17 protein-coding genes and 1 pseudogene are annotated in these 18,382 nt (G+C 69.9%); 8 read left to right on the top strand and 10 right to left on the bottom strand.

Annotated features, from left to right (window positions below; genetic code table 11):
• Positions 1–87 precede the first annotated feature (87 nt).
• The 8 genes and pseudogenes from LC041_RS06840 to dhaK form a co-directional block, all read right to left on the bottom strand.
• Positions 88–708 carry a TetR/AcrR family transcriptional regulator gene (locus tag LC041_RS06840; RefSeq protein WP_226532597.1) on the bottom strand — a complete coding sequence of 207 codons (621 nt, stop codon included), beginning with the start codon at positions 706–708 and terminating at the stop codon, positions 88–90.
• A 79-nt stretch (positions 709–787) separates the two neighbouring features.
• Entirely contained in the window at positions 788–2,125 is a 1,338-nt protein-coding gene (paaK, locus tag LC041_RS06835; RefSeq protein ID WP_374197656.1) for a phenylacetate--CoA ligase PaaK, read from the bottom strand.
• 12 nt (positions 2,126–2,137) lie between these two features.
• Positions 2,138–2,566, bottom strand: a complete 429-nt coding sequence (paaI, locus tag LC041_RS06830; protein ID WP_226532308.1) for a hydroxyphenylacetyl-CoA thioesterase PaaI — start codon at positions 2,564–2,566, stop codon at positions 2,138–2,140.
• Between the two features lie 113 nt (positions 2,567–2,679).
• Positions 2,680–3,966 (bottom strand): hypothetical protein, encoded by a 1,287-nt coding sequence (locus LC041_RS06825; RefSeq protein ID WP_226532304.1) that lies wholly within the window; start codon positions 3,964–3,966, stop codon positions 2,680–2,682.
• A gap of 146 nt (positions 3,967–4,112) precedes the next feature.
• Entirely contained in the window at positions 4,113–5,771 is a 1,659-nt protein-coding gene (gene ptsP, locus LC041_RS06820) for a phosphoenolpyruvate--protein phosphotransferase (RefSeq protein WP_374197658.1), read from the bottom strand.
• A gap of 105 nt (positions 5,772–5,876) precedes the next feature.
• A pseudogene (locus LC041_RS17435) lies at positions 5,877–6,605 on the bottom strand (HPr family phosphocarrier protein); the annotation flags it as partial.
• A complete protein-coding gene (gene dhaL, locus LC041_RS06815; protein ID WP_226532302.1) occupies positions 6,605–7,246 on the bottom strand; it encodes a dihydroxyacetone kinase subunit DhaL in 642 nt (213 codons plus the stop codon). The gene dhaL and the pseudogene LC041_RS17435, both read right to left, overlap by 1 nt.
• Positions 7,246–8,238, bottom strand: coding sequence for a dihydroxyacetone kinase subunit DhaK (dhaK, locus tag LC041_RS06810; protein WP_226532301.1), 993 nt, complete (start codon positions 8,236–8,238; stop codon positions 7,246–7,248). Before dhaK ends, dhaL begins: the two co-directional genes overlap by 1 nt.
• A gap of 156 nt (positions 8,239–8,394) precedes the next feature.
• Between dhaK and LC041_RS17335 the strand changes: the two genes are divergently transcribed.
• Positions 8,395–9,162 carry an IclR family transcriptional regulator gene (locus tag LC041_RS17335; protein WP_226532300.1) on the top strand — a complete coding sequence of 256 codons (768 nt, stop codon included), beginning with the start codon at positions 8,395–8,397 and terminating at the stop codon, positions 9,160–9,162.
• A 20-nt stretch (positions 9,163–9,182) separates the two neighbouring features.
• Here the strand turns inward: LC041_RS17335 and LC041_RS06800 are convergent, their stop codons facing one another.
• Positions 9,183–11,303, bottom strand: a complete 2,121-nt coding sequence (locus tag LC041_RS06800) for a RecQ family ATP-dependent DNA helicase (protein WP_226532299.1) — start codon at positions 11,301–11,303, stop codon at positions 9,183–9,185.
• Between the two features lie 145 nt (positions 11,304–11,448).
• On the opposite strand from LC041_RS06800, the gene paaA reads away from it, so the two are divergent.
• From paaA to LC041_RS06765, 7 genes are all read left to right on the top strand, one after another.
• Complete coding sequence (paaA, locus tag LC041_RS06795) at positions 11,449–12,423, top strand: 1,2-phenylacetyl-CoA epoxidase subunit PaaA (RefSeq protein WP_226532298.1); 975 nt, start codon at positions 11,449–11,451, stop codon at positions 12,421–12,423.
• The gene (paaB, locus tag LC041_RS06790; protein WP_017828375.1) at positions 12,423–12,728 is read left to right on the top strand and encodes a 1,2-phenylacetyl-CoA epoxidase subunit PaaB; all 306 of its coding nucleotides are present in this window, start codon (positions 12,423–12,425) and stop codon (positions 12,726–12,728) included. Before paaA ends, paaB begins: the two co-directional genes overlap by 1 nt.
• Complete coding sequence (gene paaC, locus LC041_RS06785) at positions 12,725–13,576, top strand: 1,2-phenylacetyl-CoA epoxidase subunit PaaC (protein WP_226532296.1); 852 nt, start codon at positions 12,725–12,727, stop codon at positions 13,574–13,576. Before paaB ends, paaC begins: the two co-directional genes overlap by 4 nt.
• Positions 13,570–14,064, top strand: a complete 495-nt coding sequence (gene paaD / locus LC041_RS06780; protein WP_226532294.1) for a 1,2-phenylacetyl-CoA epoxidase subunit PaaD — start codon at positions 13,570–13,572, stop codon at positions 14,062–14,064. Before paaC ends, paaD begins: the two co-directional genes overlap by 7 nt.
• A 1-nt stretch (position 14,065) precedes the next feature.
• The gene (gene paaE / locus LC041_RS06775; RefSeq protein ID WP_226532292.1) at positions 14,066–15,232 is read left to right on the top strand and encodes a 1,2-phenylacetyl-CoA epoxidase subunit PaaE; all 1,167 of its coding nucleotides are present in this window, start codon (positions 14,066–14,068) and stop codon (positions 15,230–15,232) included.
• A gap of 12 nt (positions 15,233–15,244) precedes the next feature.
• On the top strand, positions 15,245–16,015 hold the full coding sequence (locus LC041_RS06770) for an enoyl-CoA hydratase/isomerase family protein (protein WP_226532290.1): 771 nt from the start codon (positions 15,245–15,247) through the stop codon (positions 16,013–16,015).
• Between the two features lie 173 nt (positions 16,016–16,188).
• Complete coding sequence (locus LC041_RS06765; RefSeq protein ID WP_226532288.1) at positions 16,189–17,712, top strand: ATP-dependent DNA ligase; 1,524 nt, start codon at positions 16,189–16,191, stop codon at positions 17,710–17,712.
• A 7-nt stretch (positions 17,713–17,719) separates the two neighbouring features.
• Here the strand turns inward: LC041_RS06765 and LC041_RS06760 are convergent, their stop codons facing one another.
• Positions 17,720–18,229, bottom strand: a complete 510-nt coding sequence (locus LC041_RS06760; RefSeq protein WP_226532286.1) for a phosphoribosyltransferase — start codon at positions 18,227–18,229, stop codon at positions 17,720–17,722.
• Positions 18,230–18,382 lie beyond the last annotated feature (153 nt).

Below are 18,382 nucleotides of genomic sequence, written 5' to 3'. Positions count from 1 at the left end.
GCCGTCCAGGCCCCGTCTGACAGACGTCGCCTGGGCGGGGCCCGGACGGTAGGACGGGGTGTCGGTGTGTCGCGAGCAGCGCGGGGCTCAGCGGCGGCGAAGTCCGTCCAGCGCGACGGCGACGACGTCGTCGGCGAGGCGATCAGCGCCTTCCTGCCCTCCCGGGCGATACCACTCGACGATCGAGTTGATCATGCCGAAGACCAGGCGGGCTACGACGCTCGCATCGACATCGGATCGCAGAGCACCCTCGGACTGCGCCTCCGACACGAGGGCCGTGATGCGCCGGTCGAAGGCACGACGCCGTGTCAGCGCCCGACGCTCGACCTCGGTGTTTCCTCGCACGCGCAGCAGCAGCGTGACCGTGGGCAACTGCTCGACGAGCACGTGGACCGCGCCGCGCAGCACATGCTCCAATCGCGCGACCGCGTGCCCATCGGCGGTGGATGCCGCCGCGGGTTCCGACAGAGGGTCCTCGACGACGGCTTCGAGTCCGCTGAGCGCCGCATCGAGGGCGAGGTCGAGGATCTGATCCTTGGAGCCGAAGTGGTGGTAGATCGCCGACTTCGACAGTCCGAGCCGCTCCGCGAGCATGCCGATCGAGGTGGCGTCGTACCCGTGCTCGTTGAAGGCGGCGACGGCGACCGCGAGGATGCCCTGCTGGTCGTATCCCGGGCGGCCTCGACGTGTGCTCTGCATCTCTGACATCATGCACAGTCTCGCATCCGATCATGCCGTGGGACGGGAGCGGTGACCGCGAGGCGTTCTCACCCTCCGCTCCCCCGGGTCAGCGCAGGTCGTAGACGCGCTTGTACTTGCCCTCGCTCCGCGGCAGCGCGCCCGGTTCCTCGAGTCGGACGGCGACCGTGGACCCGACGAACACCTTGATGCGCTGCGCCAGCACCTCCGCCGCACTGGTGCAGGTCTCGACCGAAAGCTCGGGGTGCCTCTCGATGCGCACGGTCATCGTGTCCATGCGGCCTTCCTTCGACAGCTCGAGGATGAAGTGCGGGGTCAGCTGTTCGATGCCGAGCACCAGCTCCTCGATCTGCGTCGGGAAGAGGTTCACGCCCCTCAGGATGATCATGTCGTCGTTGCGGCCCGTGACCTTCTCCATGCGCCTCATCCCCGGGCGGGCGGTGCCGGGCAGGAGTCGGGTGAGATCGCGGGTGCGGTAGCGGATGACCGGGAACGCCTCCTTGGTGAGCGAGGTGAACACGAGTTCTCCCAGCTCTCCGTCGGGAAGCGCGGCCCGGGTCTCGGCGTCGATGACCTCCGGCAGGAAGTGGTCTTCCCACAGGTGCGGGCCGTCCTTGGTCTCCAGGCACTCGTTGCCCACACCCGGTCCCATGACTTCACTGAGCCCGTAGATGTCGAGGGCGTCGATGCCGAGTCGCAGCTCCAGCTCCTGCCGCATCTCGTTCGTCCACGGCTCTGCTCCGAGCACCGCGACGCGCAGGGAGGTCGAGCGCGGGTCGACACCCTGAGCGACCATCGCGTCTGCGATCGTCAGCAGGTAGCTCGGCGTGCAGAGGATCGCGTCCGGTTCGAAGTCGCGGATGAGCTGCACCTGTCGCGCTGTCTGACCGCCGGACATCGGGATGACCGTGGCTCCGAGCGCCTCGATGCCCGCGTGCGCCCCCAGCCCGCCGGTGAAGAGGCCGTAGCCGTAGGCGTTGTGGACCTTCATCCCCCGGCGGATGCCACTGGCGCGCAGGGAACGCGCGACCAGCGACCCCCATCGATCGAGGTCACCGCGAGTGTAGCCGACGACGGTCGGTCGTCCGGTGGTGCCGCTCGACGCGTGGATCCTCGCGACCTCCTCCATCGGGACGGCGAACATGCCGAACGGGTACGTCTCGCGCAGATCGTCCTTGGTCGTGAACGGCAGCCGTTCGACATCGGCGAGCGTGCGGATGTCCTCGGGATGCACTCCGGCGTCATCGAACTTGCGCGTGTACAGAGGCACATTCGCGTACGCGTGGCGCACGGTCTGCTGCAGGCGAGTGAGCTGCAGGTGCTCGATCTCCGCCCGGCTCATGCGCTCCTCGGCGTCGAGCTCGTCGGCTGAGGGCGGGTGGATGCGGGAGGATGCTGCGGTCGTCGTCGACACGGGAGACTCCATCGGCTCGGAGGTTCAGAAGGTCTGGTTGGTGGTGCGCGAGCGACCGCGGAACTCCGCGACCGTGTCGCCGAGTTCGTCGGTCACCGTCACGTCGTAGATGCCGGAGCGGCCGGTGCGGGTGCGGCGGACGGCCGTCGCCGTCAGCGTCTGCCCGGAGACGGTGGATTTCAGGAAGGAGATGTCGGCACCCGCGGCGACCGTGACCCGGTCGTCCTCATTGCAGGCGATCGCGAAGGCGGTGTCGGCCAGGGCGAACACGAAGCCGCCGTGCGTGATGTGGAACCCGTTCGTCATGTCGTCGCGCACGCGCATGGAGACCACAGCGTGACCGGGGTCGTCGCGCTCGACGACGAGCCCGAGCGAGGCCGAGGCACGATCGCGCTCCATCATCGCGCGGCTCGCCGGCACCGCCCCGGTGGCGTGCGTCATCGCTTCCGTCATCGTCGACCTCCTCGTCGCGTGATGCCGCGGCAGCGGTGCCCCGACGGGCCCATACTAACTGAACGATCGGTTAGTAATGAAGCCCGGTGCGAAGATCGATCGTCGGAAGCGCCTCAGCCGAAGATCAGCGCGGTGCGCAGGGTGGCATCCTCCAGCGTGATCCCGGTGATCACGGCGCCATCGTCGCCGACCGAGTCACGATCGAGACGGAACCGCAGCGTCACGCCCTCGCGGGTCGACCACTCGTAGAAATACTCCCCCGACGACACGATACGAAGAGCCGTGCCCTGCGGGAATGCAGCGACCGCGGCGGACACCGGATCGCCGACCCTCACTCCGTCGGCGGACGGAAGTACTGCTCCGTCATCGGCGCGATCGCCTGCGATGTTCGCGATACCGACCGTGACGGCCGCGAGCAGAGTCCCCCCTTCCTGAGTCTCGAGCAGGAGCGACGCGGACTCATCCGCGGCGATCAGTCGTGTCGGTCCACCCTCCCACCCGGGTTCCTGGATGCGGGCTCCGGGGACCGTCCCGATGGCCTCGTCGAGTTCGACGCCCAGCCGCACCGGCCCGACGCCCACCGGCGTGATCTGCCATTCGCTCCACGGCGCGGCCGCATCGGCCGCGGGCGTCTCGACGGGCGCAGGAGGATTCGCTGTCAGCTCGTCGATCAGCATCCCCCGAGCCTCGGCTGCGCGGTCGCGCAGCAGCGCCGCGGCGGCTGCGGTATCGAACACCGGCTCACCCGTGAACGGCTGCCACACCTCGACGATGACGTTCCCAGCCGAGGCGTAGCCCTTGTAGAGGCTGTGCCCACCACCTGTCGGATAGGTGAGGATCAGAGATCCGGCGACAGCCCGGACCTCGCCCTCGCCCTCTGCGGTCGAGGATGCGAAAGTGGAAGGTCCGCCGAACTCGAATTCGCCGCACTGCGCCGCGGCGTCGACGTACTGATCCATCCTGACTTTCGCGGACTCTTCATCGGCGAATTGGAGGACGTTGAGCCAACCGTCGCGTCCCTCGGGAGCGGCGTTGCTCCACGTGACGGAGCGCGCGCCGATGGATCCGAGCGACGTCTCCGCTGCCAGCGCGCTGCAGATAGCAGGCACCGGCTCGTACCCACCTCCGTCGGAGACCTGGATCAGCGAGGAGACGGCCGGGCTCACCTCTCCGACGTCGGGGAGCATGGCCGCGATCTCGTCGGCACTCAGCAGGAACCAGTCCAGCTCGTCTCCGACGAAGGAGATCGGACCCGCATAGGGATCGGGCGTCGGAGCGACGGGAGAGGCACTAGGCCTCGGCGTCGCCTGAGGTGTGGGTGCGCAGCCGGCGAGCGCCACCACGGCACTCACCGCCAGAGCACCGATCACGCTCTTTCCGACCGACCGCTTCAGCGACATGTCCCCTCCGATTCGTCTTCGGCGTCGGCTCCGACACCCCCGTGAATGCCGAGCCTACGGAGGAGTCGCCGCCCCGCACGGAGTGTCCGGCATGTCGAGATCGGAATGAGATGAAGAACATGCCGCACCGGACATGCACGCGGCGATCACGCGTCTTCGGCGTGGCCCGCCACCGCGCGCGCCTCCGCCACGGTGGCAGCGGCGAGCACCGCCTTCGCCGCGCGCCGGCACTCGTCCTCGCTCATCTCGGAGAGAGCCGCGGCAACGCGGCCGAGCGAGCGGGGAGTCATCGACAACGACGTGGCACCCAGCCCCACGAGCACCGGAGCGAGCGCGGGGTCGCCCGCGGCCTCCCCGCACACCCCGACGGGTTTCCCGGCGGCCCTCCCCGCCTCCCCGACGATGCCGATCAGGCGCAGGACGGCGGGCTGCCACGGGTCGTTCAGGTCTCCGAGGTCGCTCAGCAGCCGGTCCGCGGCGAGTGTGTACTGGGCCAGGTCGTTCGTGCCCAGGCTCACGAAGTCGACCACCTCGAACAGCTCCGCGGCGAGCAACGCGGCCGCGGGGGTCTCGATCATGATGCCCGCACGCTCGATCCCCGCGGCGCGAGCCTGCTCGGCGAACTCCCGCGCCTCTTCGACCGTCGCGACCATCGGTGCCATCACCTCGACGTGCGCCGCTTCCGCCCGCGCAGCCCGGGCGAGCGCCCGCAGCTGGTCGTCGAGGAGCTCCGGGCGACGACGCGCGATCCGCAGCCCGCGCACACCCAGCGCCGGGTTGTCCTCGTCATCGGCGTTCGCGAACGGGAGGGGCTTGTCGCTCCCGGCATCCAACGTCCGCACGACCACCTTGCGGCCGGAGAACGCAGCGAGCACACCCCGGTACGCAGCCGTCTGCTCGTCCACCGATGGGGCATCGTCCCTGTCCAGGAAGCAGAACTCCGTGCGGAACAGCCCCACGCCCTCCGCATGGGCCGCCGCCGCGTTCACGGCGTCTGCGGCCCCGCCGACGTTCGCGAGCAGCGGGAGGTGGTGACCGTCGGCGAGCCGCCCGGTCCCGTCGAACTCCACCGCGTCGGCAGCCGCCGCTTCCGTGACCCGTGACTGCGGCGGATCGACCTCGACCGTGCCGCGTCCGCCGTCGACGAGAAGCGTCGCGCCGACGGGGATGCCGACGGCGCCGACCACGCCGACCACGGCGGGAAGCCCGAGCGAGCGGGCGATGATCGCCGTATGGGAGGTCGGGCCCCCCTGCTCGGTGACCAGGCCGACGCAGCGCCCCTCACCCAGGGTCGCCGTGTCGGCAGGAGACAGATCGGTCGCGACCAGCACGAACGGTTCCTCACGCTCCGGCACTCCCGGCATGTCGACTTGGAGGATCTCGGCGATGATCCTGTCGCGGACGTCGCGGATGTCCGCCGCCCGCTCCGCCATCCGACCGCCCAGTGCTGCGAGGCCCTTCTCGTGCGCCAGGCCGGTCTCCCACACGGCGCGTGCGGCGCTTCGGCCCTTCGCTCGAACCAGTGCGGTCGCCTCGGAGACCAGCTCCGGATCGGACGCGAGCAGTCGCGACGCGTCGAGGATCGCCCGCGCCTCCCCGGTCGCCTGCGCCGTGCGGGTCCGCAGCTGATCGGCCACGGCCACGGCCGCCCATTCGATCGCCGAGACTTCGGCATCACGCTCGTCCGCCGCGACGACGGTGGCCGCGTCGGGCTCCGCCACGGGCGGCGCGAGATGGACGACGGGTGCCGCTACCCGACCGGGGCTCACCCCGCGTCCTCGCAGCACGGCTCCGGGGGCGATCACGACAGGCGACGCCTCGTCATCGGCGGGACTCTCCGTCAGGGCGGCCGAGGCGGGTGCGGGTGGTGCCGCCTCCGTTCCCTCGCCGAACCCGTCGTGGAACAGCGCCGTCAGTCGGTCGAGCACGGTGGCGGACTGCGCGCCCCGCACGGTCAGTTCGATCTCGTCGCCCTGCCGCGCCCCGAGGACCAGCAGGCGAGAAAGACTCGCGGCCGAAGCATCGGGCCCGTCGGGAAGACGTCGCAGACGCACCTCCGCCCCTGCGGAGGCCTCGGCGATCAGAGCAGCAGGACGCGCGTGGAGTCCCTGCGGATTGCGGACCCGCACGCGGCGCACGAGCGCCTCCCCGACGTCCTCGCCCTCTGCGGACGGCACGGCGTCCGACGACTCCGGAGCAGCCGCCGGTCCGTCACCGTCCGTGACGCCGAGCTGGCCGGTCTTCGCCCCGAGCGCGGCGGACGCCTCTGCGGCCACCGTATCCAGGTCGCTCCCCGCCGCGGCGGAGACGACCGCGGCGAGCAGTCCCTCCACGAACGGCGCGGGAGCGAGCCGGACGGGCACGTCGCTCGTGCGCAGTTCGAGCGCGAGTTCGGCGCTCAGCACCGCCGAGCCGAGGTCCATCAGGATCAGGACTCCGTCGCAGTCGGCGGCGAGCTCATCGATCGCGGCGGCCACGGCCACGGCATCCGTTCCGAGGACCGGCACGCCCTCGCCGTCCACGCCCGCACCGGCGGCGACCCGCACGCGCACTGCCGGTCCCTGGACCATCTGCAGGGCAAGCTCCAGTGCCGCCTCCCCGAGCCGTGCGCTGTGGGAGACGGCGACGATACCGATCATCAGGCGCTGCCCGCGACCGCCGCGGCGAGCGTGTCGAAGAGGATCGCGGTGGAAGCCGCCCCGGGGTCGAGGTGGCCTGCGCTGCGCTCCCCGAGGTAGCTCGCGCGCCCCTTGCGTGCGACGAGCGGCAACGTGGCGTCACGCCCCTGTTCCGCGGCTTCCGCGGCGGCGGTGACGGCAGCCGCGACGGTCGAGCCCTCGGCGAGCGCTGCGTCCATCGCGTCGACGGCCGGTGCCATCGCGTCGAACATCGTCTTGTCCCCCGCTTCCGCCTTACCGCGCGCGACGATGCCGTCGAGCCCTGCACGCAGCGCGGCCGCCAGGGCCGGACCGTCGAGCTCGGACACCGCTCCGGCCGTCATCCCCATCCGCAGGAAGAAGGTCCCGTAGAGCGGTCCGCTGGCCCCGCCGACCGAGCTCACCAGGGTCATGCCGACGGTCTTCAGCAGCTCGTCGATCGTTCCGGGTGCGCCCGCAGCGAGCTTCTCGCCGACGGCGCTCATCCCTCGGGCCATGTTCGCGCCGTGATCCGCGTCGCCGATGGCCGAGTCGAGTTCGGTGAGCCAGTCGCGCTTGTCGGTGACGACCGTGCCGAACCGGGCGACCCAGTCGGCGAGGACGGCGGTGTCGACAGCGGCCATCAGGCGCCCCACCGCAGACCCGGGGTGTTCACGGGCGCGTCCCACAGACGCAGCAGCTCGTCGTCCGCCTTGAGCACGGTGACCGAGCAACCCGCCATGTCGAGCGAGGTGATGTAGTTGCCGACGAGGTTCCTGGCGATCTTCACCCCGGACTTCTCGAGGATCGCCGCCACCTCGCCGTACATGAGGTACAGCTCGATGAGAGGCGTCGCCCCCATGCCGTTGAGCATCACGATCGACGGACCGCTGGCGTCGAGGTCGGCGAGGATCGGCTCGACGAGCTGCTTCGCGATGTCCGCTGCGGGAGCCAGCGGTTCACGGTGACGACCCGGCTCGCCGTGGATGCCGATGCCGATCTCCATCTGGTCGTCGGGCAGGTCGAAGGTGGGCTTGCCCGCCGCGGGCACGGTGCAGCTGGTGAGCGCCATGCCCATCGAGCGGCCCTGTCCGTTGATCTTCTCTGCCAGCGCCACGGCGGCGGCGAGATCGCGGCCCTCCTCCGCGGCGGCGCCCACGAGCTTCTCGAGCAGCACCGTCAGACCGACACCGCGACGCCCCGCCGTGTACAGGGAGTCCTGCACCGCGACGTCGTCGTCCACGGTGATGCTGCCGACCTCGATCCCCTCCATCGAGGCGAGCTCGGCCGCCATCTCGAAGTTCAGCACATCGCCGGTGTAGTTCTTCACGATGTGGAGCACGCCGGCCCCACGATCCACGGCCTTGGTGGCCACCTGGACACGGTCCGGGGTCGGGGAGGTGAAGACCTCTCCGGCGACGGCGGCATCCAGCATCCCCGTCCCGACGAAACCGCCGTGCAGCGGCTCGTGCCCGGAGCCACCGCCCGAGACGATCGCGACCTTGCCCTGCGCCTTGGGCGTCGCCCGAGTGATCACGTGGTTCTCGAGGTCGACGGAGAGCTCGGGATGAGCGAGCGCGACACCTCTCAGAGATTCGACGAGAACATCTTGCGGGGCGTTGATGAGCTTCTTCATCACTCGATCTCCTTTGATCCTTGGGGTCTGGTGCGCAAAATCCGAAAGGAATTCGTTAATGTCGAATATGCTCGGAGCCAGTCGGGTTGTCAAGATCATTCGTGAAGGCCGGCTCGACCGACACCGGCTCGACGACGCACCGGAAGGAGGACTCCCGTGATCCAGGCGATCGACCGCGCGGCGAAGATCCTCGAACTGCTCCAGGGAGCACGCCATCTCGGCATCACCGACCTGTCCGCGGCGCTCGGCCTGCCGCCATCGACGGTGCACGGGATCGTCAAGTCGCTGCGTGCGCATGGGCTCGTCGCGAAGGAACGCGGCGGCCAGCGATACATGCTCGGCCCGACCCTCCTGCGCCTGAGCAACGTCTACCTCGACACCCTCGATGTGCGTGCGCGGGCGATGCGATGGACGCAGGAGCTCGCACGTCGCACCAACCTCTCGGTGCGACTGGGCGCCCCGCACTTCACCGACGTGCTCGTCATCCACCACAACCTGCGCCCCGACGACAGCCAGCAGATGCTGGAGACCGGGGTCGCGATTCCCGCGCACGCCTCGGCGATGGGCAAGGTCCTGCTCGCCTACGATCAGGGCTTCCAGCAGAGCGTCTTCGAACAGCCGCTGCGCAGCCTCACCGGCGACACCATCACGGACGTGGCGCGCTTGACGTTGGAGCTGCCGTCGATCGCCGAACGCGGGACCGCCGGCGAATTCGACGAAGCCGTGCTCGGGGAGTCCTCCCTCGCCGCCCCCGTCGCCGACGCCTCGAACGACATCGTCGCGGCCGTCGCCGTGGTGCTTCCGACGTCGCAGACCCCGGCCTCAGATGCGATCCTCAACGCCCTCAGGGAGACGGCCCGCAACATCTCACGCGAGCTCGGCGCCACCAGCTGGCCGCCGCGCGTCGCACCGGCCGACGACTGACAGCCGCCGACGGGCCCACGTCAGCCGCGCAGCGCCAGCGCGAAGGGCAGCACCTCGGTCGCACCGGCCTGCCGGAGCACACGGGCCGCGACCGTCATCGTCCACCGGCTGTCCACCAGATCATCCACGAGCAGCACCGGCCCCGACGGCACCTCGAGATGCTGAGCACTCAAGCGATCCCAGAGTCCGGCGAGACGGAAGACACTGTTCCCGCCCGGTCCGCCCGAGGGACCGCCGCCGATGGGCTCGAGGGCACCGAGGTACGGCAGGCGCCCGACCTGGGCGAGACCGCGCGCAAGCGAGTCGACCGTCAGCGGGTGCGAGCGCGAGGGCGTGGCCACGACGGCCACCGGCCGCTCCGCCCACCCCCACCCCGCGAGCACGCGGATGCACGCCTGCAGCAGCTGCGGGGTCACCTCGGCGTCGGAAGCGCCCGCGGCGAAGATCTCACGCAGGGTACCTCCCCACCCCAGATCGGTGAGTCGCGCCAGCGCCCGGCCCTCGCTCGCCTGCTCGTCGACGGGGATCCGCCCCTTGACCGGCACCTCGAGCCGGTCGGCGCCGGTCGGCCAGGCACGACGGGGCTCGATCGGAACCCCCACCCGGTCGAGGGATTCCGCGGCGTGCGAGCTCGCGGACTCCCCGACCTCACGCGGGAACCATCCGCCTGCGCAGTTGTCGCACCGCCCGCAGGGCGCAGCCGTGTCATCGTCCAACGCCCGCTGCAGGAACTCCATGCGGCACCCGTCGGTCTGCTCGTACTCGATCATGTGCTGCTGCTCTGCGATCCGCTCGGCGGCGATCCGCTCGTAGCGCTCCGCGTCGTAGTTCCAGGGCTCGCCGGTCGCGACCCACCCGCCCTGCACACGCCGGACCGCACCGTCGACGTCGAGCACCTTGAGCAACAGCTCGAGAGGAGTGCGGCGGATGTCGACCATCGCCTCGAGCGCCGGTGTCGAGATCGGGGTGTCGCCGAGGGCGCCGATGACCCGCTCCGCACGCTCACGGTCCGGCATCGACGCCGTGGCGAAGTAGTGCCAGATGTCGCGGTCCTCGGCCCCGGGCAGCAGCAGCACGTCCGCACTCTCGCTCGCACGACCGGCACGACCGACCTGCTGGTAGTACGCGACGGGCGAAGACGGAGCACCGAGGTGCAGCACGAAACCCAGATCCGGCTTGTCGAACCCCATCCCCAGCGCGCTCGTGGCGACCAGTGCCTTGACCTCGTTGCGCTTGAGCAGCCCTTCGGACTCCGCGCGCTCCTCGGTGTCGGTCTGGCCTGTGTAGGCGCGCACATCGTGACCGCGCTCACGCAGCAGACGAGCGGTGTCGACCGCAGCTGCGACCGTGAGCGTGTAGATGATGCCGGAGCCGGGGAGGTCGTCGAGGTGACTCAGCAGCCAGGCGAGACGGCTCGTCGAATCACGCAGGCGCAGCACCCCCAACCGCAACGACGTGCGCGCGAGCGGTCCGCGAATCGTGAGCACCGGTTCGGCGGCTGCTTCCCCGGAGGGCTGCAGGACACCGAGCTGCTCGGCGACATCGGCGACGACGCGACTGTTCGCCGTGGCCGTCGTCGCGAGCACGGGCACATCGGCGGGCATCTGCGCGATCAGGTCCCGCAGGCGTCGGTAGTCGGGACGGAAGTCGTGCCCCCAGTCGCTGATGCAATGCGCCTCGTCGACCACGAGCATGCCGATGCGACGAACCAGGGCCGGAAGCTGCTGCTCCCGGAAAGCGGGATTGTTGAGCCGCTCGGGAGAGACCAGCAGCACGTCGACCTCGTCGCGGTCGAGCTGCGCGAGCACCTCGGCCCATTCATGGGCGTTCGTGGAGTTGATCGCGACGGCCCGGACACCGGCTCGTTCAGCGGCGGCGATCTGATCGCGCATGAGTGCCAGCAGCGGCGAGACGAGCACGGTCGGCCCGGCTCCCTGTCTGCGCAGCAGTAGCGTCGCGACGAAGTACACCGCCGACTTCCCCCACCCCGTGCGCTGCACCACGAGCGCCCGGCGGCGACCCTCGACCAGCGCCTCGATCGCTTCGTACTGCCCGTCGTGGAAGTCGGCATCGGGGCGGCCGACGAGTTCGCGCAGTGCGGCGAGTGCGGCCTCGCGGGTGGCGGAGACGGGATAGGACATGCCCTCCACTCTGCCCCACCCCGCCGACACGTCGGACTCCTCCTCGACAGCACGCGCTGCACACCGTCTTGAATCCGGTGCTTCGGTGTGCCAGAATTACCTAACGATCGGTCAGTAAAGATGACCTGACGCCGAGGAGTCGACGATGACCAGTCCCGCAGACCTGTCCCTGGTGAGCGAGCCCTCCGACGAGGAGCGTCTCTTCGACGAACTCATCGCGAACGAGCAGCGCATCGAGCCGCGCGACTGGATGCCCGACGCCTACCGCAAGACCCTGGTCAGGCAGATCTCCCAGCATGCGCACTCCGAGATCATCGGCATGCAGCCCGAGGGCAACTGGATCACGCGCGCCCCGAGCCTGAAGCGCAAGGCCATCCTGATGGCGAAGGTCCAGGACGAAGCCGGCCACGGTCTCTACCTGTATTCCGCCGCGCAGACCCTGGGCACCACGCGGGACGAGATGATGGATCAGCTCATCACCGGCAAGGCGAAGTACTCCTCGATCTTCAACTACCCCACCCCGACCTGGGCCGACATGGGCGCGATCGGCTGGCTCGTCGACGGTGCCGCGATCTGCAACCAGGTGCCGCTGTGCCGCGCGTCGTACGGCCCCTACGGCCGCGCGATGGTGCGGGTGTGCAAGGAGGAGTCCTTCCACCAGCGGCAGGGCTTCGAGATCCTGCTCACTCTGATGCAGGGGTCCGAGGAGCAGCGTGAGATGGCCCAGGACGCCGTGAACCGCTGGTACTGGCCGAGCCTGGCGATGTTCGGACCGCCCGACGACCAGTCCCCCAACTCGGCGCAGTCGATGAAGTGGAAGATCAAGCGCTTCTCCAACGACGAGCTGCGCCAGCGCTTCGTCGGGATGCTCGTGCCCCAGGCCGAGATCCTCGGGGTGACCCTGCCCGACCCCGACCTGCGCTTCGACGAGGAGACCGGCCAGTACGTGATCGGCGAGATCGATTGGGACGAGTTCTTCGAGGTCGTGCGCGGCAACGGCCCGTGCAACGCCGAGCGCCTCGAACGGCGACGTACCGCGCACGAAGAGGGCGCGTGGGTTCGCGAGGCCGCGGCGGAGTACGCACGCAAGCAGGCACGGAAGACGAAGGCGGTGGCATGATGGCGACGCCGGGGGCGGACGAACGGGAGCCCTGGCCGCTGTGGGAGGTGTTCGTCCGGGCGAACCGCGGACTGAGCCACGTGCACGTCGGGTCGCTCCACGCGCCGGACGCCGAGATGGCGATCCGCAACGCCCGCGATCTCTACACGCGCCGCGGTGAGGGCGTCTCGATCTGGGTCGCACCGGCGGACGCGATCACGACGAGCGACCCCGACGCCAAGGGCGCCTACTTCGAGAGCCCCGCCGGCAAGAACTACCGGCACGCCGTGTACTACACGGCTTCCGAGGGAGTGCCGCACCTGTGAGCGCCCCGTACTCGGAAACCGCGCACGAGGACATCGACGTCCACGGCGACGTCTCGGTCGATGAGCTCCGCCTGTCGCAGGAGCTCTCCGGCACGGGGGCGGTCGCCGCATCCGCCGATATCGCCGAGTACGCGCTCCGCCTCGGCGACGATGCGCTCATCCTGTCGCAGCAGCTCGGTGCCTGGATCTCCCGAGCACCGGAGCTGGAGGAGGATGTGGCCCTGGGCAACATCGCCCTCGATCTCCTCGGCCACGCGCGGTCGTTCCTCCACTACGCGGGGTCGTACGACGGCCGCAGCGAAGACGATCTCGCCTTCTTCCGCGACGAGTCCGAGTTCCGCTGTGCATGGATCGTGGAGCAGCCCAACGGCGACTTCGCCCAGACGATCGCACGGCAGTTCGTCGTCGCCACCTTCATGTTCGAGCTCTACTCCGCGCTACGCGCCAGCAGCGACGAGACCTTCGCGGCGATCGCCGAGAAGTCCCTCAAAGAGGTCGACTACCACCGCGATCACGCGGTGCAGTGGGTCCTGCGCCTCGCCGGCGGCACGGAGGAGTCGCGCACCAGGATCATCCGGGCGCTCGGAGACGTCTGGCCCTATGTCGATGAGCTGTTCCGCGACGACGACCTCATCGACCGCCTCGGCGCTGCCGCCGTGCGTCCGTCGGCTCTCCGCGCCGGTTTCGACGGCGTGGTCGACACCGTCTTCGCCGAGGCGGAGCTGTCGGTCCCCGCGGTCATGTCGTCATCGGCCGGCGGGAGGCAGGGAGCCCACGCCACCCCTCTCGGTCACATCCTCGCCGAGATGCAGGTTCTCGCACGACGGCATCCGGGGGCGACATGGTGACCCTCACTCCGACGCAGGCCGCCTGGCGCATCGCCGCCGCCGTGCCCGACCCCGAGGTGCCCGTCCTCACGATCGAGGACCTCGGCGTGCTCCGTGCGGTCGAGGCCGATGGAACCCGTGTGCACGTCGACATCACCCCGACCTACAGCGGTTGCCCCGCGGTGGACACGATCCGCGACGACGTGGTGCTCGCCCTCACGGCTGCCGGCTTCGCCGAGGTCGAGGTGCGCCTGGTCCTCTCCCCCGCCTGGACGACGGACTGGATGACGGAGGCCGGCAAGACCAAGCTCGCGGAATACGGGATCGCCCCGCCGTCCGGTCGTGCCGCCGTGTCGACCGGCCCCATCCGGGTCGCGTTGAGCGTGCGCTGCCCCCGATGCGGCTCACTCGACACCCGCGAAGTCTCCCACTTCGGCTCGACCTCGTGCAAAGCGCTGTTCGAGTGCCGCGCCTGCCTCGAACCCTTCGACCACTTCAAGGTGCACTGAGATGTCGCTCTTCACCTCCGCCCCGTCACCCGCGCCTCGTACGGCCGCGCCCCGCGAGGCCGCTGCTCCGCGCAAGCGCGCCCGATTCCACACCCTCGTCGTCGAGGACGTGCGTGCGCTCACCGACGACTCCGTCGAGGTGACGTTCACCGTGCCCGCGGCTCTTGCCGACGAGTACGACCACCTTCCCGGTCAGTACGTGGCGCTGCGCACCACGCTCGACGGCGCCGAGGTGCGGCGCTCGTATTCTCTGTGCCGTGCGCCGGAACATCGGGACGACGGACAGGACACCCGACTGAGCGTCGCCGTGAAGCGCGACGAAGGCGGGCTCTTCTCGACCTGGGCGCAGACCGGCCTGCACCCCGGGTTCGAGATCGAGGTGATGAGTCCCCAGGGCACCTTCACCTCGGCGCTCGACCACCTCGACGACCGTCATGTGGTGGGAATCGCCGCCGGTTCCGGCATCACACCGCTCATGGCGCTCGCGCACACCGTGCTGTCCCGGTCGGACACGTCGCGCTTCACCCTGCTCTACACGAACCGAGCCACACTCGACGTGATGTTCCTGGAAGACCTCGCCGACCTCAAGGACCGCTACCCGACCCGACTCGTGCTGCACCATGTGCTGTCCCGCGAACAGCGCGCGGCGCCGGTGCTCTCCGGGCGGATCGACGAGGAGAAGCTCCGCACGATCCTCGGCACGCTCATCCCTCCGTCGACCGTCGACGAGTGGTTCCTGTGCGGACCGCTGGCCCTGGTCGACCTCTGTCGCGAAGTGCTGGCCGACGTCGGGGTCGACCGCTCCCACATCCGGTTCGAGTTGTTCACGACGGGTGACGAGCCCCGACGCGCCGCGCGCCCGGTCGAGGTGCGCAAGGGCGAGAAGACCGTGCGCATCGAAGTCACCCTCGACGGGGTCTCCTCCACGGTCGAGAGCCCGGTCGACGCCCACGAGTCCGTGCTGAACGCGGCGCTGCGCGTGCGCCCCGACGCCCCCTTCGCCTGCGCCGGCGGGGTCTGCGGCACCTGTCGAGCGCGGGTGATCGAGGGCAGCGTGACCATGACCGAGAACTACGCGCTGGAGCCGGACGAGCTCGAGCGCGGATTCGTGCTCACCTGCCAGTCCCACCCCACCAGCGACCGCGTGGTCGTGGACTACGACGTCTGACCTGGAGGATCCATGATCGACCTCGCCATCGCCGATGACATCGCCACGATCGTGCTGAACGCCCCGTCGAAGCTGAATGCACTCGACGAACGGGCGCTCGCGGACGTGGAGGCGGCATATGTCGAGGCGGAAGCCGCGGGCGTGCGAGCGCTCGTGCTCCGCGGTGAGGGACGCGCCTTCTGCGCCGGTCGCGACATCTCCGGGGTCGATCCCCGGGACGACGACGTGCTCGGCTACCTCGGGGGCCTCGTGACGCCGCTGCTGCAGCGGATGTCCCGGTTCCCCGCGCCGACGTTCGCAGTCGCTCACGGCGCCTGCCTCGGCGTGGGGCTCGGGCTCCTGATCGCGACCGACGTCGTGTACGTGGCCGAATCAGCGAAGATCGGCTCCCCGTTCGCGGCGCTCGGGGCGACGCTGGACTCCGGCGGCCACGCACTGTTCCTCGACCGGCTCGGAGCCCATAAGACGCTCGACCTGATCTACACCGGCCGTCTGATGAGCGGAGCTGAGGCCGTGGCTTCCGGCCTCTTCTCGCGTGTCTTCCCCGATGACGAGGTCGTGCAGGCGACGGCCGACGCTGTGTCCGCGGCAGCCCGTGGCGCCACCGCAGCCTTCCTCGCGAGCAAGGACCTGATCGCCCGCATCCGCGACGAGCGCCTCACCCTGTGGGACGCGGTCGGCATCGAGAACGCCGCACAGGCCGCGCTCTGCGACACCTCCGACTACCGCGAGGGGTTCGCCGCCTTCCAGGAGAAGCGGAAGCCGGAGTTCCACGGGCGCTGAGCGCGCCGGACGCACCTGCCGCTCCCCGGGCCGAGTGCGCCGAATCAGGCAACTCCGCCACATCAGGCCGTTCCACTCAGACAAAGCCTGATTCGAGGTGACGGCCTGATTCGAGGTGACGCCCCGTGCGCAACCCGGTGCCGGACGTCGGTCGCCGGTGCGAGAATGCCGCCATGATGCTCTCCGAGGTCGTCGCTACGACCGAAGCGGTCGCCGCGACGTCGTCCAGGCTCGCCAAGATCGACGCCCTCGCCGTCCTACTGGGGCGCGCGGATCCATCCGAGCTCCCCGCGCTGATGGGCCTCCTCCTCGCCTCGCCGCGGCAGGGCCGGCTCGGCGTCGGATGGCGCGGACTCACGGCTCTCGACATCACGCACGCCGACAGCCCGACCCTGTCGGTCGGAGACGTCGATGCCGCACTCGACACTCTCGCCGCGACTTCCGGTTCCGGTTCGGCCGCCGCGCGCACCGGCGTTCTCGTCGACCTGGCAGAGCGTGCCACGGCGTCCGAATGGGACTTCCTGGTCCGCGCGATGCTCGGCGAACTGCGCACCGGTGCACTCTCCGGAGTGCTCCTCGATGCGATCGCGCGGGCCTCCGACCGCCCGGCCGCCGTCGTGCGCCGCGCGGCGATGCTCTCGGGCGACCTCGGGGAGACCGCCCGCATCGCCCTCACCGGAACCGCAGACGACCTCGAAGCCGTCGGACTGCAGGTCGGGCGGCCCGTGCTCCCGATGCTGGCGGCGACAGCGGCAACCCCGTCCGCCGCGCTGGAGATCACGGGGATGGCGTCAGTCGAGTACAAGCTCGACGGTGCCCGCATCCAGGTGCACCGCCATGGGGACGACGTCGGCGTCTACACCCGGAGCCTGGCCGACATCACCCACCGCGTCCCGGAGCTCGTCGAGATCGTGCGTGCGCTTCCGGTGAACGATGTCATCCTCGACGGTGAGACGCTCTCGCTCGATGAAGACGGAGGGCCGCGCCCCTTCCAGGAAACCATGTCGCGGTTCGGAGCCGAACTCTCGCGGGACCTCGTGCTGCGGCCGTGGTTCTTCGACGTGCTGCACGTGGACGGGCGCGACCTGCTCGACGAGCCGCTCTCCGTGCGGCTGTCCGAGCTGGAACGCGTGGCCGGCGACTGGCGGATGCCCGGACTCGTCACCGCCGACCCGGCTGCCGCCGAGCGGCTCTCCCACGAAGCCCTCGCCGCGGGCCACGAGGGGGTCGTGGTCAAAGCGATCGACGCCCCCTACGCGGCCGGTCGCCGCGGCAAGTCCTGGGTCAAGGTCAAACCCGTGCTGACCTTCGAGCTGGTGGTCCTCGGCGCGGAGTGGGGGTCCGGCCGGCGCCGCGGTTGGCTCTCGAACCTGCACCTGGGCGCCCGCGATCCGGACGGCGAGTTCGGCGACCCCGGCGGCTTCGTCATGGTCGGAAAGACGTTCAAGGGGCTCACCGACGAACTGCTGAGGTGGCAGACCGAGCACTTCCCCGAGCACGAGACGCACCGCACGGCGTCGACGGTGTTCGTGCGTCCGGAGATCGTCGTGGAGATAGCGATCGACGGTGTGCAACGGTCCCCGCGCTATCCGGGTGGTCTCGCCCTGCGCTTCGCACGGGTGAAGGGGTACCGAGACGACAAGACGCCGGGTGAGGCCGACACGATCCAGCAGCTTCGCGCACTGTTGCGCGGGTGACGCGCGGTCAGGCAGAGGGGGTCAGCCCGAGGTCCTCTTCACGCACGGTGCCGCGGAACGACCACGGGAAGTTGATCCAGAGGTCGGTGTCCTTCCAGGCGAAGTCGGGCTGGATGATGGTCGACGGCTTGGTGTAGATCGTGACGGACCGCACGTCGGCGCCCTTGTCCTTCAGCAGTTGCACGGCGAGCGCGAGCGTGCGCCCCGAGTCGGCGACGTCGTCCACGAGCAGCACCCGGCGTCCGTCGAGGTACGCCATGTCGAGCTCCGGAGGAAGCACCTCGGGCGCATCGAGCACCGTGCCGATGCCCGTATAGAACTCGACATTGATCGCACCACAGTTCTTCGCGCCGAGACCGTAGGCGATGGCACCGGCCGGGAGCAGACCGCCCCGCGCGATCGCCACGACCACCTCCGGCTCGAAGCCGCTGGCGAGGATGACCCGTGCCAGATCACGCGTCGCCGCTCCGAAGCCGTCCCAGGTGAGCGTCTCGCGCTCGATCGATGCATCTGTCATCTGAGCATTCTCCCGCATCGGCCTGCACCGCTGCGCCGGTAGAATGGGCGGGTCCGGCCACGCCGGTGCCTGAAAAAGAGGCACGAAGCACTCCACGACGACGCGGAGGCGAGACACATACGGATCCCGCAGTTCCTCCGTCCCTGTCTCGAA

Source organism: Microbacterium paraoxydans (assembly GCF_020524545.1).
Lineage (GTDB): Bacteria > Actinomycetota > Actinomycetes > Actinomycetales > Microbacteriaceae > Microbacterium > Microbacterium paraoxydans_C.
Note: the sequence above shows the minus strand (reverse complement) of the source record. Positions and strands in the feature narration are given on the sequence as shown.